Consider the following 21,721-nt stretch of genomic DNA (forward strand, 5'->3'; position numbering starts at 1 on the left):
CCATTGTAGCACGTGTGTGGCCCAGGACGTAAGGGCCGTGATGATTTGACGTCGTCCCCACCTTCCTCACGGTTTGCACCGGCAGTCCCGTTAGAGTCCTCAGCATGACCTGCTAGCAACTAACGGTAGGGGTTGCGCTCGTTATAGGACTTAACCTGACACCTCACGGCACGAGCTGACGACAACCATGCAGCACCTTGTAGATAGTCCGAAGAAATAAGCATCTCTGCCTAATGCAATCTACATTTAAGCCCTGGTAAGGTTCCTCGCGTATCATCGAATTAAACCACATGCTCCACCGCTTGTGCGGGCCCCCGTCAATTCCTTTGAGTTTCATTCTTGCGAACGTACTCCCCAGGTGGGATACTTATCACTTTCGCTTGGCCACGGAGTCCGAAGACCCCACAGCTAGTATCCATCGTTTACGGCGTGGACTACCGGGGTATCTAATCCCGTTCGCTCCCCACGCTTTCGTCCATCAGCGTCAGTATATAGTTAGTCACCTGCCTTCGCAATCGGTGTTCTATGTGATATCTATGCATTTCACCGCTACACCACATGTTCCGGCAACTTCACTATAACTCAAGACATACAGTATCAAAGGCAATTTTACAGTTGAGCTGCAAACTTTCACCCCTGACTTATACGCCCGCCTACGGACCCTTTAAACCCAATGATTCCGGATAACGCTCGGACCCTCCGTATTACCGCGGCTGCTGGCACGGAGTTAGCCGGTCCTTATTCTTACGGTACCGTCAGCTATCTACACGTAGATAGGTTTCTTCCCGTATAAAAGCAGTTTACAACCCATAGGGCCGTCATCCTGCACGCGGCATGGCTGGATCAGGCTCCCGCCCATTGTCCAATATTCCTCACTGCTGCCTCCCGTAGGAGTCTGGTCCGTGTCTCAGTACCAGTGTGGGGGATCCCCCTCTCAGGGCCCCTAACCATCGCGGTCTTGGTGAGCCGTTACCTCACCAACTAACTAATGGTACGCATGGCCATCCCTGTCCGATAAATCTTTAATCACAATAACATGTGTCAAAATGATACTATGGGGCATTAATCCAAATTTCTCTGGGCTATTCCCCTGACAGGGGCAGGTTCCATACGCGTTCCGCACCCGTGCGCCGGTCGTCAGCAAAGTGCAAGCACTCCCTGTTACCCCTCGACTTGCATGTGTTAGGCCTGCCGCTAGCGTTCATCCTGAGCCAGGATCAAACTCTTCATTGTTGATCGTTAAATATCTCAAGATATCCAATCGACCCTCTTAAAGTCCTCTTGACGTCAAAATGGTTCTTCAATAATTCTCTTTTACGCTGTCTATTCCAATATGTATATGAACTTCTTTACTCCTTATTCCTTTTCGAAAAAAAAGAACCCATAATAGGCCCTCTCTACCTCAAAAATTACCCTGCTTATCTAGCAAAGCGGGTGCAAATATAAAAACCTTTTTTTAACTCAGCAAAACTTCTCAAGTTATTTTTTTGATGTTTTTACAACATAAAAATCATCTTGCTGGTTTCCAGTAGCTAGCATAAAAAATAAGCGTGTTTTTTATGAAAAGAAATTCCAAACCAGACCAAAACGTATTACAAAATCACGATAAGGATAATTTGGCGCGGAATAGTAATTGTACTGTTTGCTCCAAATCGTATTCAAATGTTCTGCTTTTAAAAATATACGCGTCTGCCTAACCTTAGCATTAATAAAAAAGTCTATCAACGGAAAACCACCTAATTCTTCATTATTCTGGGTATAAAACTCGCCCAATAATGGATGATAACCATCCATATTATAAGAAGTGAAATATTTAAAGCTGACCCCAGTTTGTAAAAACATCGCTTTTTTAAAAACGTCACTAGAGAAATATAAAGAATTACGAGTTACAAATTGGGGAACATTTAGAACCTGATTCGTTTGCGAAACTTCTTGGTACATTAAGGTATTGTTCAAAGCCCATTTTCTCCACTTCAACTCTTTTTGATATTTAACCTTAAGGTAGTTTATGGTTTCCGATTCTTGCAACGGCCTTACAAAAGCATTCTGTTGCCCTGCAGTTATCTGTTCTTCAGTAGCCCCTGAAGCGAAGTATGTATAATTGTCGATAGCTGAATACTTGGCAGAGAAATTTCCTAAAAACTTAGAGTCAAAACCAAAACTTATAGATTGTATTTGTTGCTTTTCAAAAACACCATCATTCTGCCAATTAAAATTTTGGTAGTCACTTTGGTAAAGTAAAAAGTTGAAGTTAGGAGCTCTTGAAGATCCGTGTATACTGGCATTCAAACTGTTATTGGGCGATATACTATATTTTGCCGAGGCATCGAATAAATTACCGGCCAATTCTCCCGATAAATTGTATCGAATTCTTCCTGACAAACTTAATGGCCCTATTTCGTTTTTATAATCTCCTCCAACCGAAATCTCCTCCCCCTCTAATTTATTAAGAATAGTTTGGGTATCACTTAACACCAAAAGACTATTAAAAAAATAACTGTAGTTGTAAAGAATTACACTTCCAGAAAGCGAACCAAGCGTTTTATTCGAGAAAATCGCTGAAACCTCATTAAACATGGTTTTTAAAGTAGACCTGTCAGCAATGGGGCTTATAAACGTGGCTCCAAAACTATCGCTTTGAGAATTCTGATTAAATTGGTAAAACTTTGACTCGTAATTGAATCGATGCCCTATGGCCAAAAGCGTAGATTTGGCCTTAGTAGAATCTTTTCTAGGCCTGACCAAATTAAGCTGATGGTCTAAAAAATAACGTTTACCTAAAATTCGGTTATCAGCTAACTGACCGTTAGCGCTATTAAATAAAACATCTATTCGAGACCTATCTAAAAACTCCTCTTCACCAGATTCAAACTGTAGGGCTTTTTCTGCAATGCCTCCATTTTCTTCCGTCTCAATATCTTGTGAGGCATAATGCCCTCTCACCCAATACCTATTATTCGCCGTTCTGTAGTTAAAGGTAGTTCTAAAAATACCGGCTTCGCTTTGGTTAAACTGATACTTGCCTAAGGATCTTGAACCTGTAAATGCAATTGATACATTTAACCGTCTTGAGGTATTCAAAGTAAGCATCGCATCTAAAAACTGACCTTGCTCAAAGGTCGTCTTAAACATAAGTTCGGTTAAAGGTGTAGGAACATTAAAGTAGCGTACGTCTTCAACCTCTAAATATCTTTGATTTTTAGCCGAAGCCCCTATTTTAGGATATACAGATAGATTATCAAAATTCTTACCCAAAAAATTATAGGGCTGACCGACATTTGAAAATGGCATCAACTCAAAGTCATCTCTACGTAAGTAATTATACTTATAATCCTTTCTAATGGATAAAGTGGTATCCAAAAAAGAAGTGTCTCTATCAAAAGAAATAATCTTATAGTCTTCTACGGTTAATGGCTTGGCCTGCTTCTGAGATTTGGGTTTTACAAATCTTTTCTTAAACCCCGTTGAGTCACTCTCTAACGAATCTTTTTTTAAAGGTTCGATTTTTGGCTTTTCTTGGGCATTTATTGAAAAGAATGCTAAAAAGATAATTACTAAAGGAAAGTATTTCATTAGGCTCACTTGCTTGGCAAAGGTAATTTTTTTGTTGGTAAAGAAATGTGAAAATTTTAGTATGAACAGTGAATAATACTTAAAAAGACACCTTTCAAAGAATTTAAGATTAAAGTTTTCATTATTGGCCATATTTTACATATTTTGAGAGCCGATAGCAAAAAAATTCAAATGAAAAGAAAATTACTTGTACTGCTCTTCTTTGCAGTTTCATTTTCCTATGCCCAATATGTCGATAACGCCCCTTGGATGAAGGAGTTGAAAAAGAAAGCCCCAAAAACAACTTCTAGGGGTGAAAGCAAAGATTATACCATATATGAAATAACCGAGGCCTTTAATGAATACTGGAAAGATAAAGATCATACCAAAAAAGGTAGTGGTTACAAGCCCTTTAAACGTTGGGAAAATTATTGGCAACACCTTGTTGAAGTGGATGGAACCTTGCCATCTACCCAAAATCTAATAAAAAGCTGGGAAAATAAAATTAACAGTGCTGCTGTGCCTAACCCAATTAGTAACTGGACCTCGATAGGCCCTTTCTCACCAGGGGAACTATCCGGAAGTCTCCCGGGGACCGGTCGTGTAAATAGTATGATAGTAGACCCCAACGATGCCAATATTTGGTATGCCGGTGCTCCCGCAGGAGGTATTTGGAAATCTACAGATGCCGGAAATACTTGGACCAATCTTTTTGACAACCTCCTTCAGATAGGAGTTTCAGGAATAGCAATCGATCCTAATGATTCAAACACTATTTATATTGCAACAGGTGATGATGATGCTGCGGATTCTTTTAGTATCGGTGTATATAAATCTGTAGATGCCGGTATAACATGGACTGAAACAAGTCTTAGTCCCTCAGGACAACCAAATTGGACCAACAATAGACTAATGAGCGAAATTATGGTTGACCCAGCAAACTCGAACATCGTTTGGGTTGCCACAAGCTTTGGTTTATTTAAATCTATTGACGCAGGTGTGAGCTGGGAATCAAAACTAGATATTAACGCAACAGATTTTAGACTTAAACCTGGAGATTCAAATACTGTTTATGTAATCTCCGCATCAGAATATTATAGAAGTACTGATGGAGAGAACTTTACCCAAATAACCGATATTTTACCAACTTCCTCTGGCAGAAGGGTTTTAGATGTGAGTCCGGCCAACCCGGAAGTTTTATATATTCTAAGCGCAAAAACCCAGTCTGACAATTATGAGTATCAGGGCTTATATAAATCTACAAATAGCGGAGCGAGTTTTACGGAAAGCCCAAACACAGTTAATATCATGGAGTCAAACCAGGCTTGGTTCGATTTAGCTTTGGTGGCGAACCCTACCAACGCTGACGAAATTTTTATGGGCTGTTTAAATATATGGAGAAGCTCTAACGGAGGAGACTCTTTTTCGCAAGTCAATCAATGGAATGTAAACAATGCAGCTTATAGTCATGCGGATATTCATACACTAAAGTTTTTTGGTGGCACTTTGTTCGCCGGAACTGACGGAGGTTTATTCGTTTCGAACGACAACGGAAGTAGCTTTGTCGACAAAACCAATAATATGGCCATTACCCAGTTCTACCGAATTTCTGTAGCGCGAGGTAACGATAATAGAATAGTTGGCGGCACTCAAGATAATGCAGGATTCGTTGCCAATGGAAATGAATGGAACGTATATACCGGTGGAGATGGAATGGATTATGAGGTTGATCCAAATAATGAAAATTTAGTTTATGGCTTCACTCAAAATGGAGGGTTTCTCTTTATTTCTACAAATGCCGGGGAAAATGTAAGCGCAATACCTGCACCTCTTGACGGGTCTAATGCCCCGATTTCAGGCAACTGGATTACACCTTTAGACGTAAATATGGAAGGCGAAGTATACGCAGGCTATAACGCTCTATATAGGCTCAGTGGGTCAAGGTGGCTCAGAATCTCACCTCCTTTTCCCGAGGGGAATGTAGATGATTTTGAAATCGCAAATGATAATTCAGAAATAATTTATCTAGCCGTAAACCAGTTCTTATTTAGAAGTGAGAACAGTGGCATAACTTTTACTGAGGTGGCCGAACTAAATAGCGTAATCTCTAGCTTGGCCATAAACGAAAATGATAATAATATAGTTTATCTAACCACATCGAATAGAGTCGGAATAAGACAAGCTTCTCAACCTAGTTTGAGAGGAGTCTTTAAGACTACGTTCAATGCTACGGATAACAAAAGCTCTGTTGAGGACATCACTGCGAATTTGCCTACTGATCAAGCATTTTTTTCTATAACCCACCAAGGCAGAAACACAAATAATCCTGTTTACGTAGGAACGAACCTAGGAGTTTATAGAATTGATGATTCTTTAACAGAATGGGAAGAATACTTTACGGGTCTGCCCAATGTAGCTATTAGTGATTTGGAAATTAGTTTGGATGATGAAACTATAAGCGCCTCAACATATGGCAGGGGGGTATGGCAATCACCGATACCAATTCAGGTACCGGAAAATGACGTTCGAGTAGTTTCTTTATCGCCAGCATCTAATCTAATAATTTGCGGTGAGATCATCCCAGAAGTAATATTAGAGAATAATGGGTCAAACCCCATCAGCACAATAGAAATTTCTTACGTATTAAATGATGGAACAGCGCAAACCACCAATTGGACCGGAACGTTAAACAGTGAGGAAACCACTACTATTTTAATACCATCGTTAACTACAGTTGAAGGCCTGAACAGTTTAGAAGTAAGTGCAAGCATAAATAATGACGCATACTCGGACAACAACAGTGCTTCCACAAAGTTCTTTGCCAATAATTTTGCTATTGGTGGCGATGTATTTGACTTTGAAAGTGATTCGGAAGAATTTGTAACCTTCAATTCAACTAATCTGAATTCGAGTGTATGGGAAAGAGGAGAACCAACTGGCAGCTCCTTAAACAATGTAACTTCTGGCACTCAAGCTTATGCCACCAATTTAGATGGTAATCATCCTGATGCCACTACCGGATATTTGGTAAGCGGTTGCTATGAACTTTCTTCTATTGTAGCCCCTGTCCTTAAATTCAATATGGCCTATCAATTAGAAGATAATTTTGATATCGTTTATGTTGAATATTCAACAAATGATGGAGCTTCTTGGAATATTTTAGGAAATATAAACAGTCAACCCAACTGGTACAGCAGTGATAGAACAAATGAAAGCTCTGGAGCGGCCAATGACTGCCAAAATTGCCCTGGCGCACAATGGACTGGATCCAACACCACAATGACAGAATATGCTTATGACTTTGTTTTAAATGCCTCAGCGGGCGAAATAGATTTAACCAACGAAGACAACGTTATATTTAGGATAGTATTTCAGTCTGATCCAAGCGTAAATGATGAAGGTGTCGTTATAGACGACTTTACCGTAGAAGGTTTTCAAGACGATGATGATGATGATAATGATGGCGTTTTAGATGTTGATGATAACTGCCCATTGATTAGTAACGCGGACCAGGCCGATAATGATGGAGATTTAATTGGAGACGTTTGCGACGATGATGATGACAATGATGGCATTTTAGATGTTAATGATAATTGCCCTTTAACAGCCAATAATGATCAGGCAGATACAGATAATGATGGTAAAGGAGACGTATGCGATGATGACAATGATAATGATGGCGTACCAGATAGTTTAGACCTTTGTCCTGGCACAGCTGAAGGTGCGGTAGTAGATGTTGATGGATGCGAGATTTTTTCATTGCCTTCAACAAATTTCAGAGTGATGACCGTTGGAGAGTCTTGTATATCATCTGATAATGGCGCTATTAACATAGAAGCGGAGGCAAATCTTGATTACACCGCAACTTTAACGGGCAATGGTCTTAACATAAGCAACGCCTTTAATACAACCACTTCTTTCGCAAACCTATCCTCTGGCTCCTATGAGGTATGTATTACCGTTGCGGGACAAGATGAGTATGAGAGTTGCTTTAACGCTGTTATAGACCAACCAGAAGCGTTATCAGTATCTTCAAAGGTAAGTTCTATTGACAACAAGTTAACTTTAGATTTTTCGGGTGGTAGATTATACACTATTACCCTAAATGGAAAAACTTATGAAACCTCTCAAAATCAAATTACTCTTCCCCTAAGTCAAGTTGAAAATGTTCTTTCCGTTAAAACAGATTTAGATTGCCAAGGAAGTTATGAAGAGACGATTATTTTAAACGATAATCTACTTATCTATCCAAATCCAATTTCATCAGGAAATTTAAATGTTTATTTAGGTAAACAAACAGCAAGCACCTGCGAAGTTTCTTTGTTTAGTTTGTCGGGCAGAGAAGTTTATAGAAAAACAATAGCCTTAAGCAGTTCTGGCAAATTAGCTTTTAGCATGGATAATTTTTCTAATGGAGTTTATCTTTTGAATATAAAAACTGAAAAATCATTATTGACTTATAAAATAATAAAAAAATGAAAATAGGCTATTTTAATAAGTACCCTCTAATTATATTATGTCTTTGTTTAGCAACGGCATGCAGTAGTAGCTCTGGTGATGGAGATGACACTCCACCACCAACACCAGCTGCAGCACCTTCAGCTTCTACTTTGATATTTCCAGAAAATAATACAGAATGTAATACGGGCGCAATTGTTGATGATACTCAGAGTAATGTAACCTTTGAATGGAACGTTTCAGAGAATACCGATACTTATGAAGTTAATTTGACCAACTTAAACACCAATCAATCGTCAAAGTCAACGGTATCTACTAACGAAGCGACTATTTTGATTCAAAGAGGTACTCCTTACGAATGGTTTGTAATTTCTAAATCCAATAGTTCTGATCAAACCGCTAACAGTTCAACCTTTAGGTTTTACAATGAGGGGCCGGGCATACTTAATTATGCCCCCTTTCCGGCTGAAAATATAAACCCCAATAGTGGTCAAACAATTGCAAGTACTACCTCGGTTAACTTGCAGTGGACAGCATCGGATGTAGACAATGACATTGAGAACTACACTATTTTACTTGGCACAGAAGAAACAAATCTTACAAACCTCGGTACTATCACTGAAACAAATTTTAACACACCTGTGTCTTCTAACACCATATACTTCTGGAGAGTAATAGTTAACGATAGCCAAGGTAATTCATCCGAATCAGAAGTTTTTCAATTCAGAATTCAATAACATTAATATAATTGTCATGAAAAAATTATTTTCTTTCACCTTTAGCATTTTTGCCCTACTTACTTATGGGCAAAATAACTTAACAAATAATAATCAATCTAATCAAACTGGAAATAGCAGACCTAATCAAATAATGTCAATTAAAAAAGACTATTCTGATATCCCTGCAGAAGGATCACAGTACTTATCTGAAGACTATTCTCTCGGTGAACTCTACATCAACGGAAAGCTTGAGAAAAAAGCTCAAATAAGATATAATGCTTTTAGAGATGATATAGAAGTATTAGATAATAGTGGATTATCGTATACCTTGTTGAAAAGGGACTATATTGAAGCGAAATTAGACGGAAAACTCTATAAAATAATTTCCTTTGAAGATGATGGAACTGTTAAAAAAGGGTATCTGACACCTTTAGCGGAGGAAGGCAACATCGCGCTATATTTTCGATCAAATAAAAGACTAACTAAAGGAAAAGAGCCCAAAGCGGGAATAGGTGATTATATTCCTCCACAGTATGTAGATAATTTCGATTATTTTATCTCTAATGGTAATAGCACCTCCAAAAGGATAAAACTTAACAAAAAGAGTATTATCGAAAATCTTCCTGAAAAAGAAAAAGAGATTAAAACTTACATTTCTAATAATAAAACAAAGCTGAAAACAGAAACAGAAGTAATTGCTTTAATAAATTATTTAAACGCTAAATAATGTAATTCATTCGCTTTTAATTTTTAAAGCTGTTATTAAAAAACCGGGTAACAACTGTATGTATTACCCGGTTTTTATTTCAGAAGAAAATATCAAAAATCATACTTAAAACCAAATCCCTCCCGGCTCAAATGGACAGCTAAAAGTACTACCCAAATTCAGGTTTAAAATTGAAAACATAAGTACGATTACATATGAAAAGAAACGCATTTTACATTTGATGGTTCGAGATTTCATATTACCAATAAAATCAGTTTATTTGAACTCTACCAATTATTTCTACTGGCAAAAAGTAACATTATCTATTGCAGAAGCTTTATTAATTACGGATAGATGGCCAAACAAATAACTACTCATCTAAAATAATAAACCAATAGATAAGGAAAACCATTGCGTGAGAGTAAAATTATGCACGAGCCTTAGCAATAAGCAAAAATGAGGGCTTTGATTCATCTACTGCTAAAACTTAGCAAAAACAATCTCAAAGAAAATATAATCATAAAAAAAGGCCTCTAATGCTTGATACATTAGAGACCTTTAATTGATTTAATAGGTATTTCTTATACAGAAGAACCTGGTTTTTTAATAACCTGCATTCTGATCTGAAGTACTTATTCCACTGTTACGTTCTATTTCTTGCTGAGGTATTGGCCAAAGACTATTTCTTTCAGCAACAAAAACATTATTAGCCTTTCCGGAAATTACATTGTCATCGATACCCAATCTTGTTATCGTGAAATATCTATCGGAAGACTCTGCAAAAAACTCTACAAATCTTTCATGTGCAATAGCATCAACAACGTTCCCTGAATTCAAGGTAATATCGGGCAGTCCTGCTCTTGTTCTTACCTGATTTATAAATGCAGAAGCACCGGCGTCATTTCTTCTAGCTAAAAGCTCGGCTTGTAGCAATAAGACATCAGCATATCTAAAAACATATGCATCGTCATCGCCTGAACCTGCATCCGTATATTTAGTTATCTCTCCTGACCCTGAAATCATATTTAGTCTTTCATCTCCTGCTTCAAACTCAGCAATCAACTGACCACTCGGACCAACTTCACCTCTACCCGCCGATAAATGGAAAAAAGCATGATTACTACCATCTGTCTCATTGAAATCTATAGCAAAAATTGTCTCAGCTCCACTAGCGACTAGGCCAGCTCCTGGTTCTCCATACAGCGAAGCATAATCCGCCTCTAAACTGTATGCTCCAATTAGCGGTGCTAAAGTAGCTTCGGCAGCACCATAGTTCTCAAGTTCCATTTCTACTTTAGCCTTTAAAACTCTCGCCGCATCTCTATTGAAAAAATAAAGACCTAACCCGTCTGGCAGGTTATTTACTGCAAAAGTAATGTCACCAAGTATTTGCGAATAAATCTCAGCTACGCTAGACCTTGGAGTAGGGTTTAAATCAATATCCGTTGCAGAAGTAAAAGCATCAAGCACCAATGGCACACCTCCATAAGCCTTTACTAACTTATAGTACATAAGCGCTCTTGCAGCTCTCGCCTGACCACCAATTCTATTTTGCGACTCTGTAGATATCCCCAATTCGGAATCAGGAATAGTATTGATAATTAAATTCGCGCGATAGATTGCCGAATAGTGATTATTCCAATATCCCGTAATCTCAACATTGTTCAAAGCTGGGTCATTTGCACCCATTTCCGCAAAACTTGGAAAAGAACCAGTGTGAATTAGCTCATCAGCATATAATCCAGTAATAAAAGTATCATCACCTCCATACACCCCTATGAACTGCATAGCACTATACATACCAATCAAGGCGCTCTCCGCCGAGGCAACGTCAGTTATCGCAGTTTCACCAGGTAACTGAAGCGTTGGAGTAGTATCCACAAAGTCATCAGCACAACTTGTAAGTGCCATAACTAAAATTAAAAAATAAAATTTATAAATCTTCATATCAACAATTTTTTAAAACTTAAAATTAGCACCAAACTTATAGGTTCTATTTAAACCTTGAGTAAAGAAATCAGTACCTCTAGAAGCATTAGTATTACCAAAGGTATTAACTTCAGGATCCAATCCAGAGTAATCTGTCCAAGTAACTAGGTTATCGCCACCAACATAAATTCTAAGAGACATGCCGTTTCCTAAAAGGTCTTCACTAAAAGTATAACCGAACACCACTTCTTTCAATCTTACGTAGGAAGCGTCTTCGATCAACCTAGAAGAATCTTGGTTGTTATAGGCCTGAACACCACCGAATCTTGGTCTAGGGATGTTTGTATCAGTGTTATCAACTCTCCAATAGTTTCTTTGGCTTGCAAACTTATTGAATAAGAATGATCCTGTTGCCCCCCCAAAAGCATTTGAATTATTGAAAATATCTTTATCCTCTTCAAACTGAAGGTTAGCAGACAAATCAAAACCTTTGAAACTGAATGTATTTCTAAAGTTTCCTGTCCATTTTGGTAAAGGGTTGCCGATGAAAACCCTATCATTAGCGTCTATATTGCCATTACCATCCTGATCAATATATCTTACATCACCAGGACTAACGCCTCTTGCAATCAATGCATCTGGGATAACATCACCTTCTTGCCATAGACCATCTGCCTCAAGTCCGAAAAATGCTCCTAAAGGCTGCCCCACGGCAATTCTTGTTGCAAATCCAGCATCAATTGGAATAAATTCGCCAGCAGCGTCTCTTTGAAGTGACAACACCTCATTCTCTAAATAAGCTGCTTGAAATTGAGTTGTCCAGTTAAAGTTGCCTTGGAAAATTCTTGCGTTAATTGCAAATTCATGACCCTTATTTACAATATCCCCAACATTCGCTGCTACTGTCAAGAATCCTGAAGAGTTTCTTAACGGTCTAGATAAAAGTACATCGGTTGTTTCTTTATTATAGTAGTCGTAAGTAATGTCTATACGATCAAATAATGTTAAATCAACCCCTAAGTCATATTGAGTAGTAGTCTCCCATGATAAATCTGGAGCTCCAAGTTGCGTGATTGCCGTACCAGGTCGTGGAGAATAGTTGGTAACACCAGCTAGGAATCTTGACCCGAAGTTACCAATACCGGATTGGTTACCTGTCTCACCCCATGAGGCTCTTAGCTTCATTGAAGTTAATGCCTTGTTCTTAAACCAGCTTTCATCAGAAATTATATAGGCTAGAGAACCTGCAGGGAAGTACCCAATGGCATTTCCTGCTCCGAAAACTGAAGAGGCATCTGCCCTTACCGTTCCTTCAATAAACAATTTATCTTTCCATGATAGACCTACTCTAGAGAAATAAGAGAAAATTTTGTTTTCTCTAATCTCATTTGTGGCAGTAATAGGCACCGCCCCAGCTCCAGGCAATTCAAATCCTGCAGGTAAATTCTGTGTTTGTGTAACGATATCATCTACATTAGTACCTTCAAAAGTAAAACCTAGTAATCCTGTTACACCAAAATCACCAAAAGTTTTATTGTAATTCAAAGTGTTCGTAACATTCCATCTATTTAAAAGATTTATTTCTTTCGTAGAATCACCACCTGAAGCAGCACCACGTCTGGTGGTAGCCGGGGAAAATACAAGTTCTTTAAAATCTAATCTTTCTAAGGAAGCTTTAGAACCAAGAGTTAAACTAGGTGACAATTTATATCTTAAACCTAAATTTGATATCACCCTTAGCGTTCTTGATTCTGATTTGTCAACTATCGCATTTTGTAATGGATTGGAAAATATAAACGGACTTGTATTAAAAGTACCATCTTCGTTAAATAGAGGATTACCAGGCAGTTCTAAAACAGCAGTTGTTAGGGCACCAAAAATATTATTATCCCCATTTATTCTTGAATTATTAGATTGGGTTATGGTAGTCGCAGCTTCTATATCTAATTTATCAGTAGCCTTAAAGTTTGCATTGAAAGTCATGGACCTTCTATCAAAACCTTGACCCCTAATAACCCCTTCTTGATCGAAGTTAGAAAAGTTAGCATAAAATCTTGCTTTTTCAGAACCTCCTGATATCGTAGCATCGAAAGACTTAACTACCGCAGGGCTATCTCTGTAGATTGCATCAACATAATTGTCTCCAAAATCAGCGGCATAAAGCTCTTCTAAACTTGAAAAACCTTCTTGAGCTAAAATATTAGTACCAAGAATTGCACCTTGAGAAAGCAAACCAGGTACTCCAAAAGCATCCTCAAAGGCGATATCACCGAACTCATAATACTCACCTGCTGTGAAAACCTCATAACGGTTGATTTCTTTTTGGAAACCAACTTGAGAGTTTATTTCAACAGAAACCTTACCGGCCTTACCTCTTTTAGTAGTAATAAGAACAACACCATTTGCACCCCTAGCTCCATAAATTGCTGCTGAAGATGCATCTTTTAGTACTTGTACAGATTCAACATCGCTGAAGTTTAGGTTCGCCAAAACATCGTTGTCTTGACCTCCAAAAGCGTTTCCACCAATACTACCAGATAAAATTGGAACTCCATCGACAACATATAATGGTTCATTTGAACCGTTAATCGAACTAGCACCACGAACTCTCACAGAAAATGCAGCCCCAGGCACACCTGAATTCTGATTCACCTGCAATCCGTTAGCAGCTCCTTGAAGTGCTCCAGAAATTGTTGGCGTAGCAATATTTCTCACTACATCTGCATCTACTTTTGCAACTGAGGTTGTTAGTGACTTTCTGGTTTGCTCACCAAAACCAACCACAACCACTTCCTCTAATGCCTGAGCATCTTCTTGCATTTGAACACTTATGGAGTTTGCCGCTCCGACAGTTCTGTTAATGGTCGTTTGTCCTAAGTAACTGTAACGAAGAACCTCTCCGACACTAGCTCTTATGGAATAATTTCCATCAAAATCTGTTTGTGTTCCATTACTCGTACCCACCACCACAATGGATACACCAGGTAAAGGTAAACCGTTTTGGTCTGTAACATTACCCGAAATCGTTTTCTCTTGTGCAAAAGAGAAAGTTATGCATAACACCAATAGAGGCGTAAGCACCAAAGTTAGCTTTGATCTCATTTATTTGAATTTTGAATTAGTCAACGCCAAAAATCATAATAAATAGTTAATAATCCAAAAAATACTTTCAATGCTGTTAGATCAATGTTAAAATAACCTCCATAATTATTGATTTTTATGGGTTGCGGCATTTGATTTGCCGCATCTTTAATTTTTTAACATTTTTTCAATTCTATTTAAGGCCTTAAAATTGTTTTATCTGTAATTTTAGCAATTAAATGTTAAAAGCTTTTCATTTAAGTACGAACGAAGCGGGTACAGATGAAGCTGGTAGAGGTTGCTTGGCCGGCCCGGTAACCGCTGCTGCGGTAATCTTAAATAATGATTTTTCAAGCCCAATACTAAATGACTCCAAACAAATATCTGAAACCAAAAGACAATTACTTCGCCCGATAATAGAACATGAAGTAGTTTCTTTTGGGGTATCCCATGTTTTTGAGAACGAAATAGACAAAATCAATATTTTAAATGCATCTATTCTTGCCATGCATAAATCGCTAAATCAGCTTACAAAAAAACCTTCATTGATTTTGGTAGATGGAAATCGATTTAAACCATACAAAGACATACCTTACAAATGCATTATCAAAGGAGATAGCAAGTATATGAGTATCGCGGCCGCTTCTGTTTTAGCAAAAACCTATAGAGATGAATATATGTTGAAGTTACATGAGGAACACCCTGAATATAACTGGGCAAAAAACAAAGGCTACCCAACAAAAGAGCATCGTGAGGCAATACGCAAATACGGACTCACAAAATACCATAGAAGGAGCTTTAAACAATTACCCGAGCAATTAACTTTAGAAATCTAAGAAAGGCTGTAAATTTGGGCTTAAAGTCTTGAAAAATGAAGTTTCGCATTTTATTTCTTCTCCTACTCATAATTTCCTGTACCCAAAAGACCATACTATCAGATTCAATTTTAGATTACCTACCTCAAGATGCCGCCGCAATACTTAAAATCAATAATCTATCTAATTTTAAAAGTGAACTTAAAAACAGTGAGTTCTTCTCAAAAACCAGTAAAACAAAACTGTTCAATACGATTTCGAAAAGAGTAGATGGCGTCAATTTTTTAAATCCTTCAGCAGAGTGTGTTATTGGTTTTTATGAACTGGGAAAAGATAATTTTGAGTTTTTATTCGTTTCTGATAACAATCCTGATTTTTTTGACCTCGAAAAAACCACAAACAAATCAATTGAAAGCTTTATTTATGAAACCAAAACAGTTAAAAAATATACTTTAGATACAGCCCTCCTATTTGTTTTTGAGATAGACGGTAAAATAGTGGCAAGTTCTTCTCAAATGCTTTTGGAAAATTTTATTCGAATTGGCAAAAACAAAAAAGTTTCCGATGAGCTAAGAAAACTTTTTGACACATCCGACAATACGAAATCCGCATCCATTATTGTAAATCTAAAAAAAGGAGCCAGTTTACTTTCTAGTAATTTAAAGAATAAGAATCATGATAAGGCAGTAAGTACTTTCTCAAATTGGATTTCCGTTGATTTTAGTACCGATCTAAATAAAGCTTCTTTAAGTGGCATCGCAATTGCCAAGGACTCCACACAAAATTTTGTGAATCTTTTTAAAGGCACACTCCCAGTAACTGAAAGAGTTTCAACTATCGCCCCTAAAAATACTGATGCCATTTTATCCTTTAGTTTTAACAACCACGAGACCTTTACAACAAACCAAAAACAATATTTAGACAGAGGAGCACAACAAAGAGACACCTTATTCAACACCATAGAAGAAGTAGGTATAATTTACCTTAATAAAGAAAAAGCTATTGTTCTTAACTCTTTTGGTGTAGATAACTTGACAGCATCTATAAATCAATTTAATATTGGTTCGTCTAGTTATCAGGGAGTAGAAATCATTGCCTTAACCAATAAAAACTTTATTTCTTCGGGGTTCGAACCTTTGGTGAAAGATTTTGAGTCTAATTTTTACAGTGTACTGGACAACTCTTTTGTGTTTGCTTCAAAAAAAGAAGTTTTGCAGAGCATCATAGCGAATACTAAAAGTGGAACTACTTTTAATATGACAGAGGCTTATTTTTCTGCAAAGTCATCTCTTGCCAATGAATCTTCATTATTATTTATCGCTAATGAAAAAGGATTGCAGAATTTCTTAGAATTAGATTTTTCCTCACAACTCTATAAAGATGTAAAAAATATAGATTTCTCTGAATATACCTTTGCAGCTCAGCTAGTTGCGGACGCGAATTTTTACCACTTAAATATGGTAGCTTCCAAAACCAAAAAAGAGGTTACAACGAATTCTGTAAGTCCACTTTTTACGGTTGCGCTTGATACAGACTTGGCTACTGACCCTCAGTTTGTGAAAAACCATCGCACGAATAAACAAGAAGTTGTTGTTCAGGATAAGGACAATTTTCTATACCTCATTTCTTCTGACGGCAAAGTGCTTTGGAAAAAACAATTAGATGGCAAAATACGAGGCAAAATTCATCAAGTTGATATTTATAAAAATGGAAGATTGCAACTTGCATTCTGTACCAATAATCAATTTTTGATATTAGATAGAAATGGGGAAGAAGTAAAACCCTTTCATAAAACCTATGAAGGTGGAAATCTTAATCCTCTTGCGGTTTTTGATTATGACAAAAACAAGAACTATCGCTTTTTGGTTACCCAAGGCAGAAAAGTCTTTATGTACAATAGTAAAGGAGATATCGTTGATGGTTTCACCTATAAAGAAGCCGAAAGTTCTATTATTGCTGCCCCAGAACATTTTCAAATAAACAAGAAGGATTACTTGCTCTTTAAGCTAGAAAACAACAGTCTCAAAATAAGACATCGAGCGGGCCAGGATAGGGTTAAGGTCGCTAACAAAATTGACTTTTCAGACAATGGAATCTTTCTCTACAAGAATAAATTTTCTTTAACCGATAAAAAAGGTGTTTTGCATCAAATAGACACAAAAGGAAAAGTAATAGTCACAAATTTCAATCTAAATCAAGACCATGGCATGTATGCAACCAGCAAAACCTTGGTTTTAATGAATGATAACATTTTAAGCATTAAAGGGAAAAAAGTTGAACTCGAACTGGGCGTGTATACTGCGCCTAAAATTTTCTATATCTACGATAGAATATATGTAGCTGTTACCGATATTCAAAATCAAAAAATATACTTGTACGATAGCCAGGCCAAACCCATTTCGAACTTTCCAGTATATGGAAGTTCTATGGTAGACATGGTTGATATGGATGGTGATAAAAAACTAGAACTTGTTGCTAAAGACCAAGAAAACAGCATTATTGTTTACAAGATGAATTAGCCCTTTCTATACATTTTTTACTGCAGCATATACATATTTAGCTGAAAACTGTAAGTAAGTCTTTGTATATTATCCAATCAAATACATGAAAATGAAAAGACTAACTATTGCATCACTACTATCGCTGTTTTTCATTCAATTCGGACTAGGTCAAGCGAATTGCAGCAAATACTACCCGATGATCGAGGGGGCTTCTTTTGAATATACCAACTACGATAGAAAGGGAAAATCTGACGGCACAGCTTCATACAAGGTAACCAATGTTTCAACTGCTGGAGAAAACACATCCGCTACTATGGCTATGGAACTGAACGACAAAAAAGGCAAAGAGATTTATAAAACTGACTATGAGTTCACCTGTACAGGCAATATGGTGACGGTAGATTACCAGTCTTTGGTACCAACAACTATGCTCGAACAATATAAAGATATGGAAATGGATATCTCAGGCACGGACTTAGAACTACCTAACAACCTTAGCGTCGGCCAACAATTATCCGATGCGAACGTTACCTTAAAGATCAGCATGAGTGGCGTTAACATCAATACAACAATAGATTTGGTCAACCGAAAAGTAGAGAAAAAAGAAAGTATAACCACTTCCGCTGGCACTTTTGATTGTTATGTCATATACACCGATAACAATATAAAAGCTATGATGATAAACCAATCTTTTCCGTCAAGGGTATGGTTTGCCGAAGGAGTAGGAATGATAAAACAAGAAAGCTATAACAAGAGCGGCAAACTTATGGGCAGCACCCAACTTACAGCTTTTAGCAAGTAATTAATTAGAAAAAACCTTGGTTAGAACTGAAGTTTTATTTCTAACAACCAAATGACTATCAGTCGATTAAGAATAAATCCAATTTTGTAGTTTTAATATTATGAGATTTCTTAATCTTTTGATTGTCATTTTTATATCGGTGCAACTTTATGGACAAGATTCGGCAAGAGTACTACAATTGCACCAAAAATTTAAACAACATATCTTTAAAAATTCCGATTCAGCACAATACTATATTCAACTTCTGAAAATAGTAAAAGGGCAATCCAAAAAATCTTTATCTGCCTATTATTACAACCAAGATCAAGGACAGTTTCATTTTGTCAGAGGATTAATGGACTCTTCAGAACACCACTATAAAAAAGCGTATAACATTAGTTCAATTGCCAAATGGGACAGGCTTGCAATTGACAGTAAAATATGGTTGGCCAATCACCAATATTTCAAAGGTAACATGGGTGCTATGAAGAGTATCTATGAAGAAATTCTTCAAGAATCCAAAAAAGCAAATTACCTAGAGGGTATAACCACTACTTATGCTATGTACGCTGGTCAAGAGAACGACTTAACAGACAAAATGAATTTATACCTAAAGATAGATTCTTTGTATCGGGTCAATCAAAAGGAGAGTTCCTTATTGGCTAGGGTTTTCATCTCGACAGCAAATTTATATTCTCAAGTAAATTGGAACCGAGATGAATTAAGAGACTATATCCATAAAAGCATGGATATCTCTAAAAGAGTAGATTATCCTCCAGGGATTTATGAGGCAAATCGTCTTTTGGTTAAACTGGCCATGAAAGAGCAAGACTATGATCAGGCCGTTGCCATATACAAAGAAATTTATGCCCAAGGAGTTAAGTATAATGACCCAACTGCAAAAGATGTCTCGACCTTAGGGTTGGCAAAAGTTTACTATACACAAGGTAATCTTGAAAAAGCAAGAGCCCAACTCAACTTAGGAAGTTATTTGCTAGAGTTACCAAAAGGAGCACCCTTATTGGGGCAAAGCCATTTGCTACTTTCCGAGCTATATATTGCTGAAGAAGACAAAGAAAAAGCACTTTTTCATCTTAACAAAGCCAGACTAAATCCAGACCTTACCGACCGGGAAGGTTACGCAATAGAATTGCTCAATGTTGAAACAAAGTTTTATGATATGGTTCAAGATTTTGAAAAGGCCTACAAAACCAAAATCCAATTCGATGACCAAATTGCAGCAAGAAGCCAACAACAAAATAGTGACCGTTTTGTGCTAGAGGAACAATTAAAACTTAAAAAGAAAAACGAACAAGAACTTGCCTTATTAAAATCTAAAAGTGAATTAGACACCCAAAAACAAAAAAGCCAGCGTAACTTATTGCTTGGAGGAATTGGGCTTACCTCCATAGCTGGATTATTTTTGTTCATTTTGTATCGCAATAGGCAACATACCAACAAAAAACTACGAGATATTGACGCCCTTAAAACCAATTTCTTTACCAATATTTCCCATGAATTTAGAACTCCCTTAACAGTGATAAAAGCCACAATTACCGAGGCATTAGAAAATAGTGAACTTTCCCCTCAAAAGAAAAAGCATTTTGAGTTAGCTAAAAAGAACTCAGAAAAATTAGAAACTTTGATTGACCAACTATTAGAGCTTTCAAAAATCGATAGTGGAAATAGAAAACTTTTAATTCAAGAAAACTACCCTACTCAAATGATAGCAGCTTGGTGCGAGTCTTTTTTATACTTAGCCCAACAAAAAGAAATCGATTTTAATGTAGCTATTGTAGACAAAAAAAAGAAAGCCTGGTTTGACCGAGAAGCTCTTGAAAATATTACTATAAATTTACTTGGAAATGCTATAAAATATACTCCCGAAAAAGGTAGAATAGACCTTTATGTTAACATTCAAAATGAAAATCTATTTATCACGGTTAGAAATTCAGGAGATGGAATAAGAAAAGACCAGATTAAAACCATTTTTAATAGATTTTTCCAGACTGATGGTGAAAACGAAGGAACTGGTATTGGATTATCACTTGTTAAAGAGTTAACAGAATTACATGGCGGAAAAATTAGTGTTACAAGTGAATTAAAGGAATGGACATTATTTGAAGTTGTATTGTGCATTGATAAAGCAAAAATTAAAAATGCAGAAATTAAGGAAACTATAGATACATTGCCAAGTGGGATAACTGCCAGTCAAGGAATAAATAGGGTTCAAGAAGAAATCACCGTTCATAGCGATGAGCTTCCATTACTCCTTATCGTTGAAGATAATAGAGACGTAAGAACTTTATTGACAGATGCCTTTAAGAAAGATTATAAAATCGTGCAAGCAGTAAACGGAGAAGAAGGAATTTCTAAGAGTCTTGAAATAATTCCAGACATCATCATATCAGATGTAATGATGCCAATAAAAGATGGTATTGAACTTACTAATATCCTTAAAAATGACGAACGCACTAGTCATATTCCAATTATTCTTTTAACAGCAAAAGCAGGTGATGAAAATGAGCTAATAGGTATTGAAATAGGAGCAGATGATTATATCACCAAACCTTTTAACCAAAAAATTTTAAAGTCCAAAACTGCTTCACTATTAGCGTTACGGAAAAAACTGCAGACTAGATACAGCCAAGAGGTAATTTTAAAACCAAAGGATATCGCAATAACATCTGTAGATGAAAAATTTCTAGAACGAGTGCAAAAAATTCTTGATGAGAAATTAGTAGAATCTACTTTCTCTACAGAACAGTTTAGTAAAGCAATACATATGAGTCGTATGCAGCTTCATAGAAAACTAAAAGCGTTAACTGGACTCTCCGCTTCAGAATTTATAAAATCGCAACGTCTAAAATTGGCAGTGCAAATTCTTAAAAGTTCAGACATTAATATATCTGAAGTTGGATACAGTGTAGGGTTTAATGACCATGCTTATTTCAGTAAATGCTTTAAAGAAGCATATAATTGCACCCCCTCAGAATTTCTAGAGGCAAAATAGCACCTCTCTAATACCCTTTAAATACAGGACAAAAGAGCTATGTTACATAGCTTATAGCTCCTGTTACATACTTCATAATACTTTTTAAAAACTGCATCTACATTCGCTCTTGAATGAGGTCTTGATTTTTTTTGCCTCAAAGTCAAGTTGACCATGAAGCAAAAAG

10 protein-coding genes and 1 rRNA gene (1 of these 11 running past the window's edge) are annotated in these 21,721 nt (G+C 36.9%); 7 read left to right on the forward strand and 4 right to left on the reverse strand.

What is annotated here, in order from left to right; genetic code table 11:
* A 16S ribosomal RNA gene (locus ACZ1GR_RS06985) occupies positions 1 to 1,233 on the reverse strand; it reaches 291 nt to the left of the window's first position.
* A 324-nt stretch (positions 1,234 to 1,557) separates the two neighbouring features.
* Positions 1,558 to 3,573, reverse strand: a complete 2,016-nt coding sequence (locus tag ACZ1GR_RS06990; RefSeq protein WP_472611437.1) for a putative porin — start codon at positions 3,571 to 3,573, stop codon at positions 1,558 to 1,560.
* Between the two features lie 171 nt (positions 3,574 to 3,744).
* On the opposite strand from ACZ1GR_RS06990, the gene ACZ1GR_RS06995 reads away from it, so the two are divergent.
* Genes ACZ1GR_RS06995 through ACZ1GR_RS07005 form a run of 3 tightly spaced genes read left to right on the forward strand, consistent with a single transcriptional unit; the run spans position 3,745 to position 9,456 of the window.
* Positions 3,745 to 8,031, forward strand: a complete 4,287-nt coding sequence (locus ACZ1GR_RS06995) for a thrombospondin type 3 repeat-containing protein (protein ID WP_472611438.1) — start codon at positions 3,745 to 3,747, stop codon at positions 8,029 to 8,031.
* On the forward strand, positions 8,028 to 8,747 hold the full coding sequence (locus ACZ1GR_RS07000) for a hypothetical protein (RefSeq protein WP_472611439.1): 720 nt from the start codon (positions 8,028 to 8,030) through the stop codon (positions 8,745 to 8,747). The genes ACZ1GR_RS06995 and ACZ1GR_RS07000 overlap by 4 nt, the downstream gene beginning before the upstream one ends.
* A 16-nt stretch (positions 8,748 to 8,763) precedes the next feature.
* Positions 8,764 to 9,456, forward strand: coding sequence for a hypothetical protein (locus tag ACZ1GR_RS07005; protein WP_472611440.1), 693 nt, complete (start codon positions 8,764 to 8,766; stop codon positions 9,454 to 9,456).
* Between the two features lie 582 nt (positions 9,457 to 10,038).
* On the opposite strand, the gene ACZ1GR_RS07010 is transcribed toward ACZ1GR_RS07005, so the two are convergent.
* Both ACZ1GR_RS07010 and ACZ1GR_RS07015 read right to left on the reverse strand, forming a co-directional pair.
* Positions 10,039 to 11,382 carry a RagB/SusD family nutrient uptake outer membrane protein gene (locus ACZ1GR_RS07010; protein WP_472611441.1) on the reverse strand — a complete coding sequence of 448 codons (1,344 nt, stop codon included), beginning with the start codon at positions 11,380 to 11,382 and terminating at the stop codon, positions 10,039 to 10,041.
* Between the two features lie 12 nt (positions 11,383 to 11,394).
* Positions 11,395 to 14,466 (reverse strand): SusC/RagA family TonB-linked outer membrane protein, encoded by a 3,072-nt coding sequence (locus ACZ1GR_RS07015; RefSeq protein WP_472611442.1) that lies wholly within the window; start codon positions 14,464 to 14,466, stop codon positions 11,395 to 11,397.
* 218 nt (positions 14,467 to 14,684) lie between these two features.
* On the opposite strand from ACZ1GR_RS07015, the gene ACZ1GR_RS07020 reads away from it, so the two are divergent.
* The 4 genes from ACZ1GR_RS07020 to ACZ1GR_RS07035 all read left to right on the forward strand — a co-directional run bounded on the left by ACZ1GR_RS07020 (position 14,685) and on the right by ACZ1GR_RS07035 (position 21,555).
* Positions 14,685 to 15,281: a ribonuclease HII gene (locus ACZ1GR_RS07020; protein ID WP_472611443.1), complete on the forward strand. Its 597-nt coding sequence runs from the start codon at positions 14,685 to 14,687 to the stop codon at positions 15,279 to 15,281.
* 35 nt (positions 15,282 to 15,316) lie between these two features.
* Positions 15,317 to 17,779, forward strand: coding sequence for a ribonuclease HII (locus tag ACZ1GR_RS07025; RefSeq protein WP_472611444.1), 2,463 nt, complete (start codon positions 15,317 to 15,319; stop codon positions 17,777 to 17,779).
* A 91-nt stretch (positions 17,780 to 17,870) separates the two neighbouring features.
* Positions 17,871 to 18,563 (forward strand): TapB family protein, encoded by a 693-nt coding sequence (locus ACZ1GR_RS07030; RefSeq protein WP_472611445.1) that lies wholly within the window; start codon positions 17,871 to 17,873, stop codon positions 18,561 to 18,563.
* 100 nt (positions 18,564 to 18,663) lie between these two features.
* Positions 18,664 to 21,555, forward strand: coding sequence for an ATP-binding protein (locus ACZ1GR_RS07035; RefSeq protein WP_472611446.1), 2,892 nt, complete (start codon positions 18,664 to 18,666; stop codon positions 21,553 to 21,555).
* Positions 21,556 to 21,721 lie beyond the last annotated feature (166 nt).

The organism is Croceitalea sp. W27, from assembly GCF_055693185.1.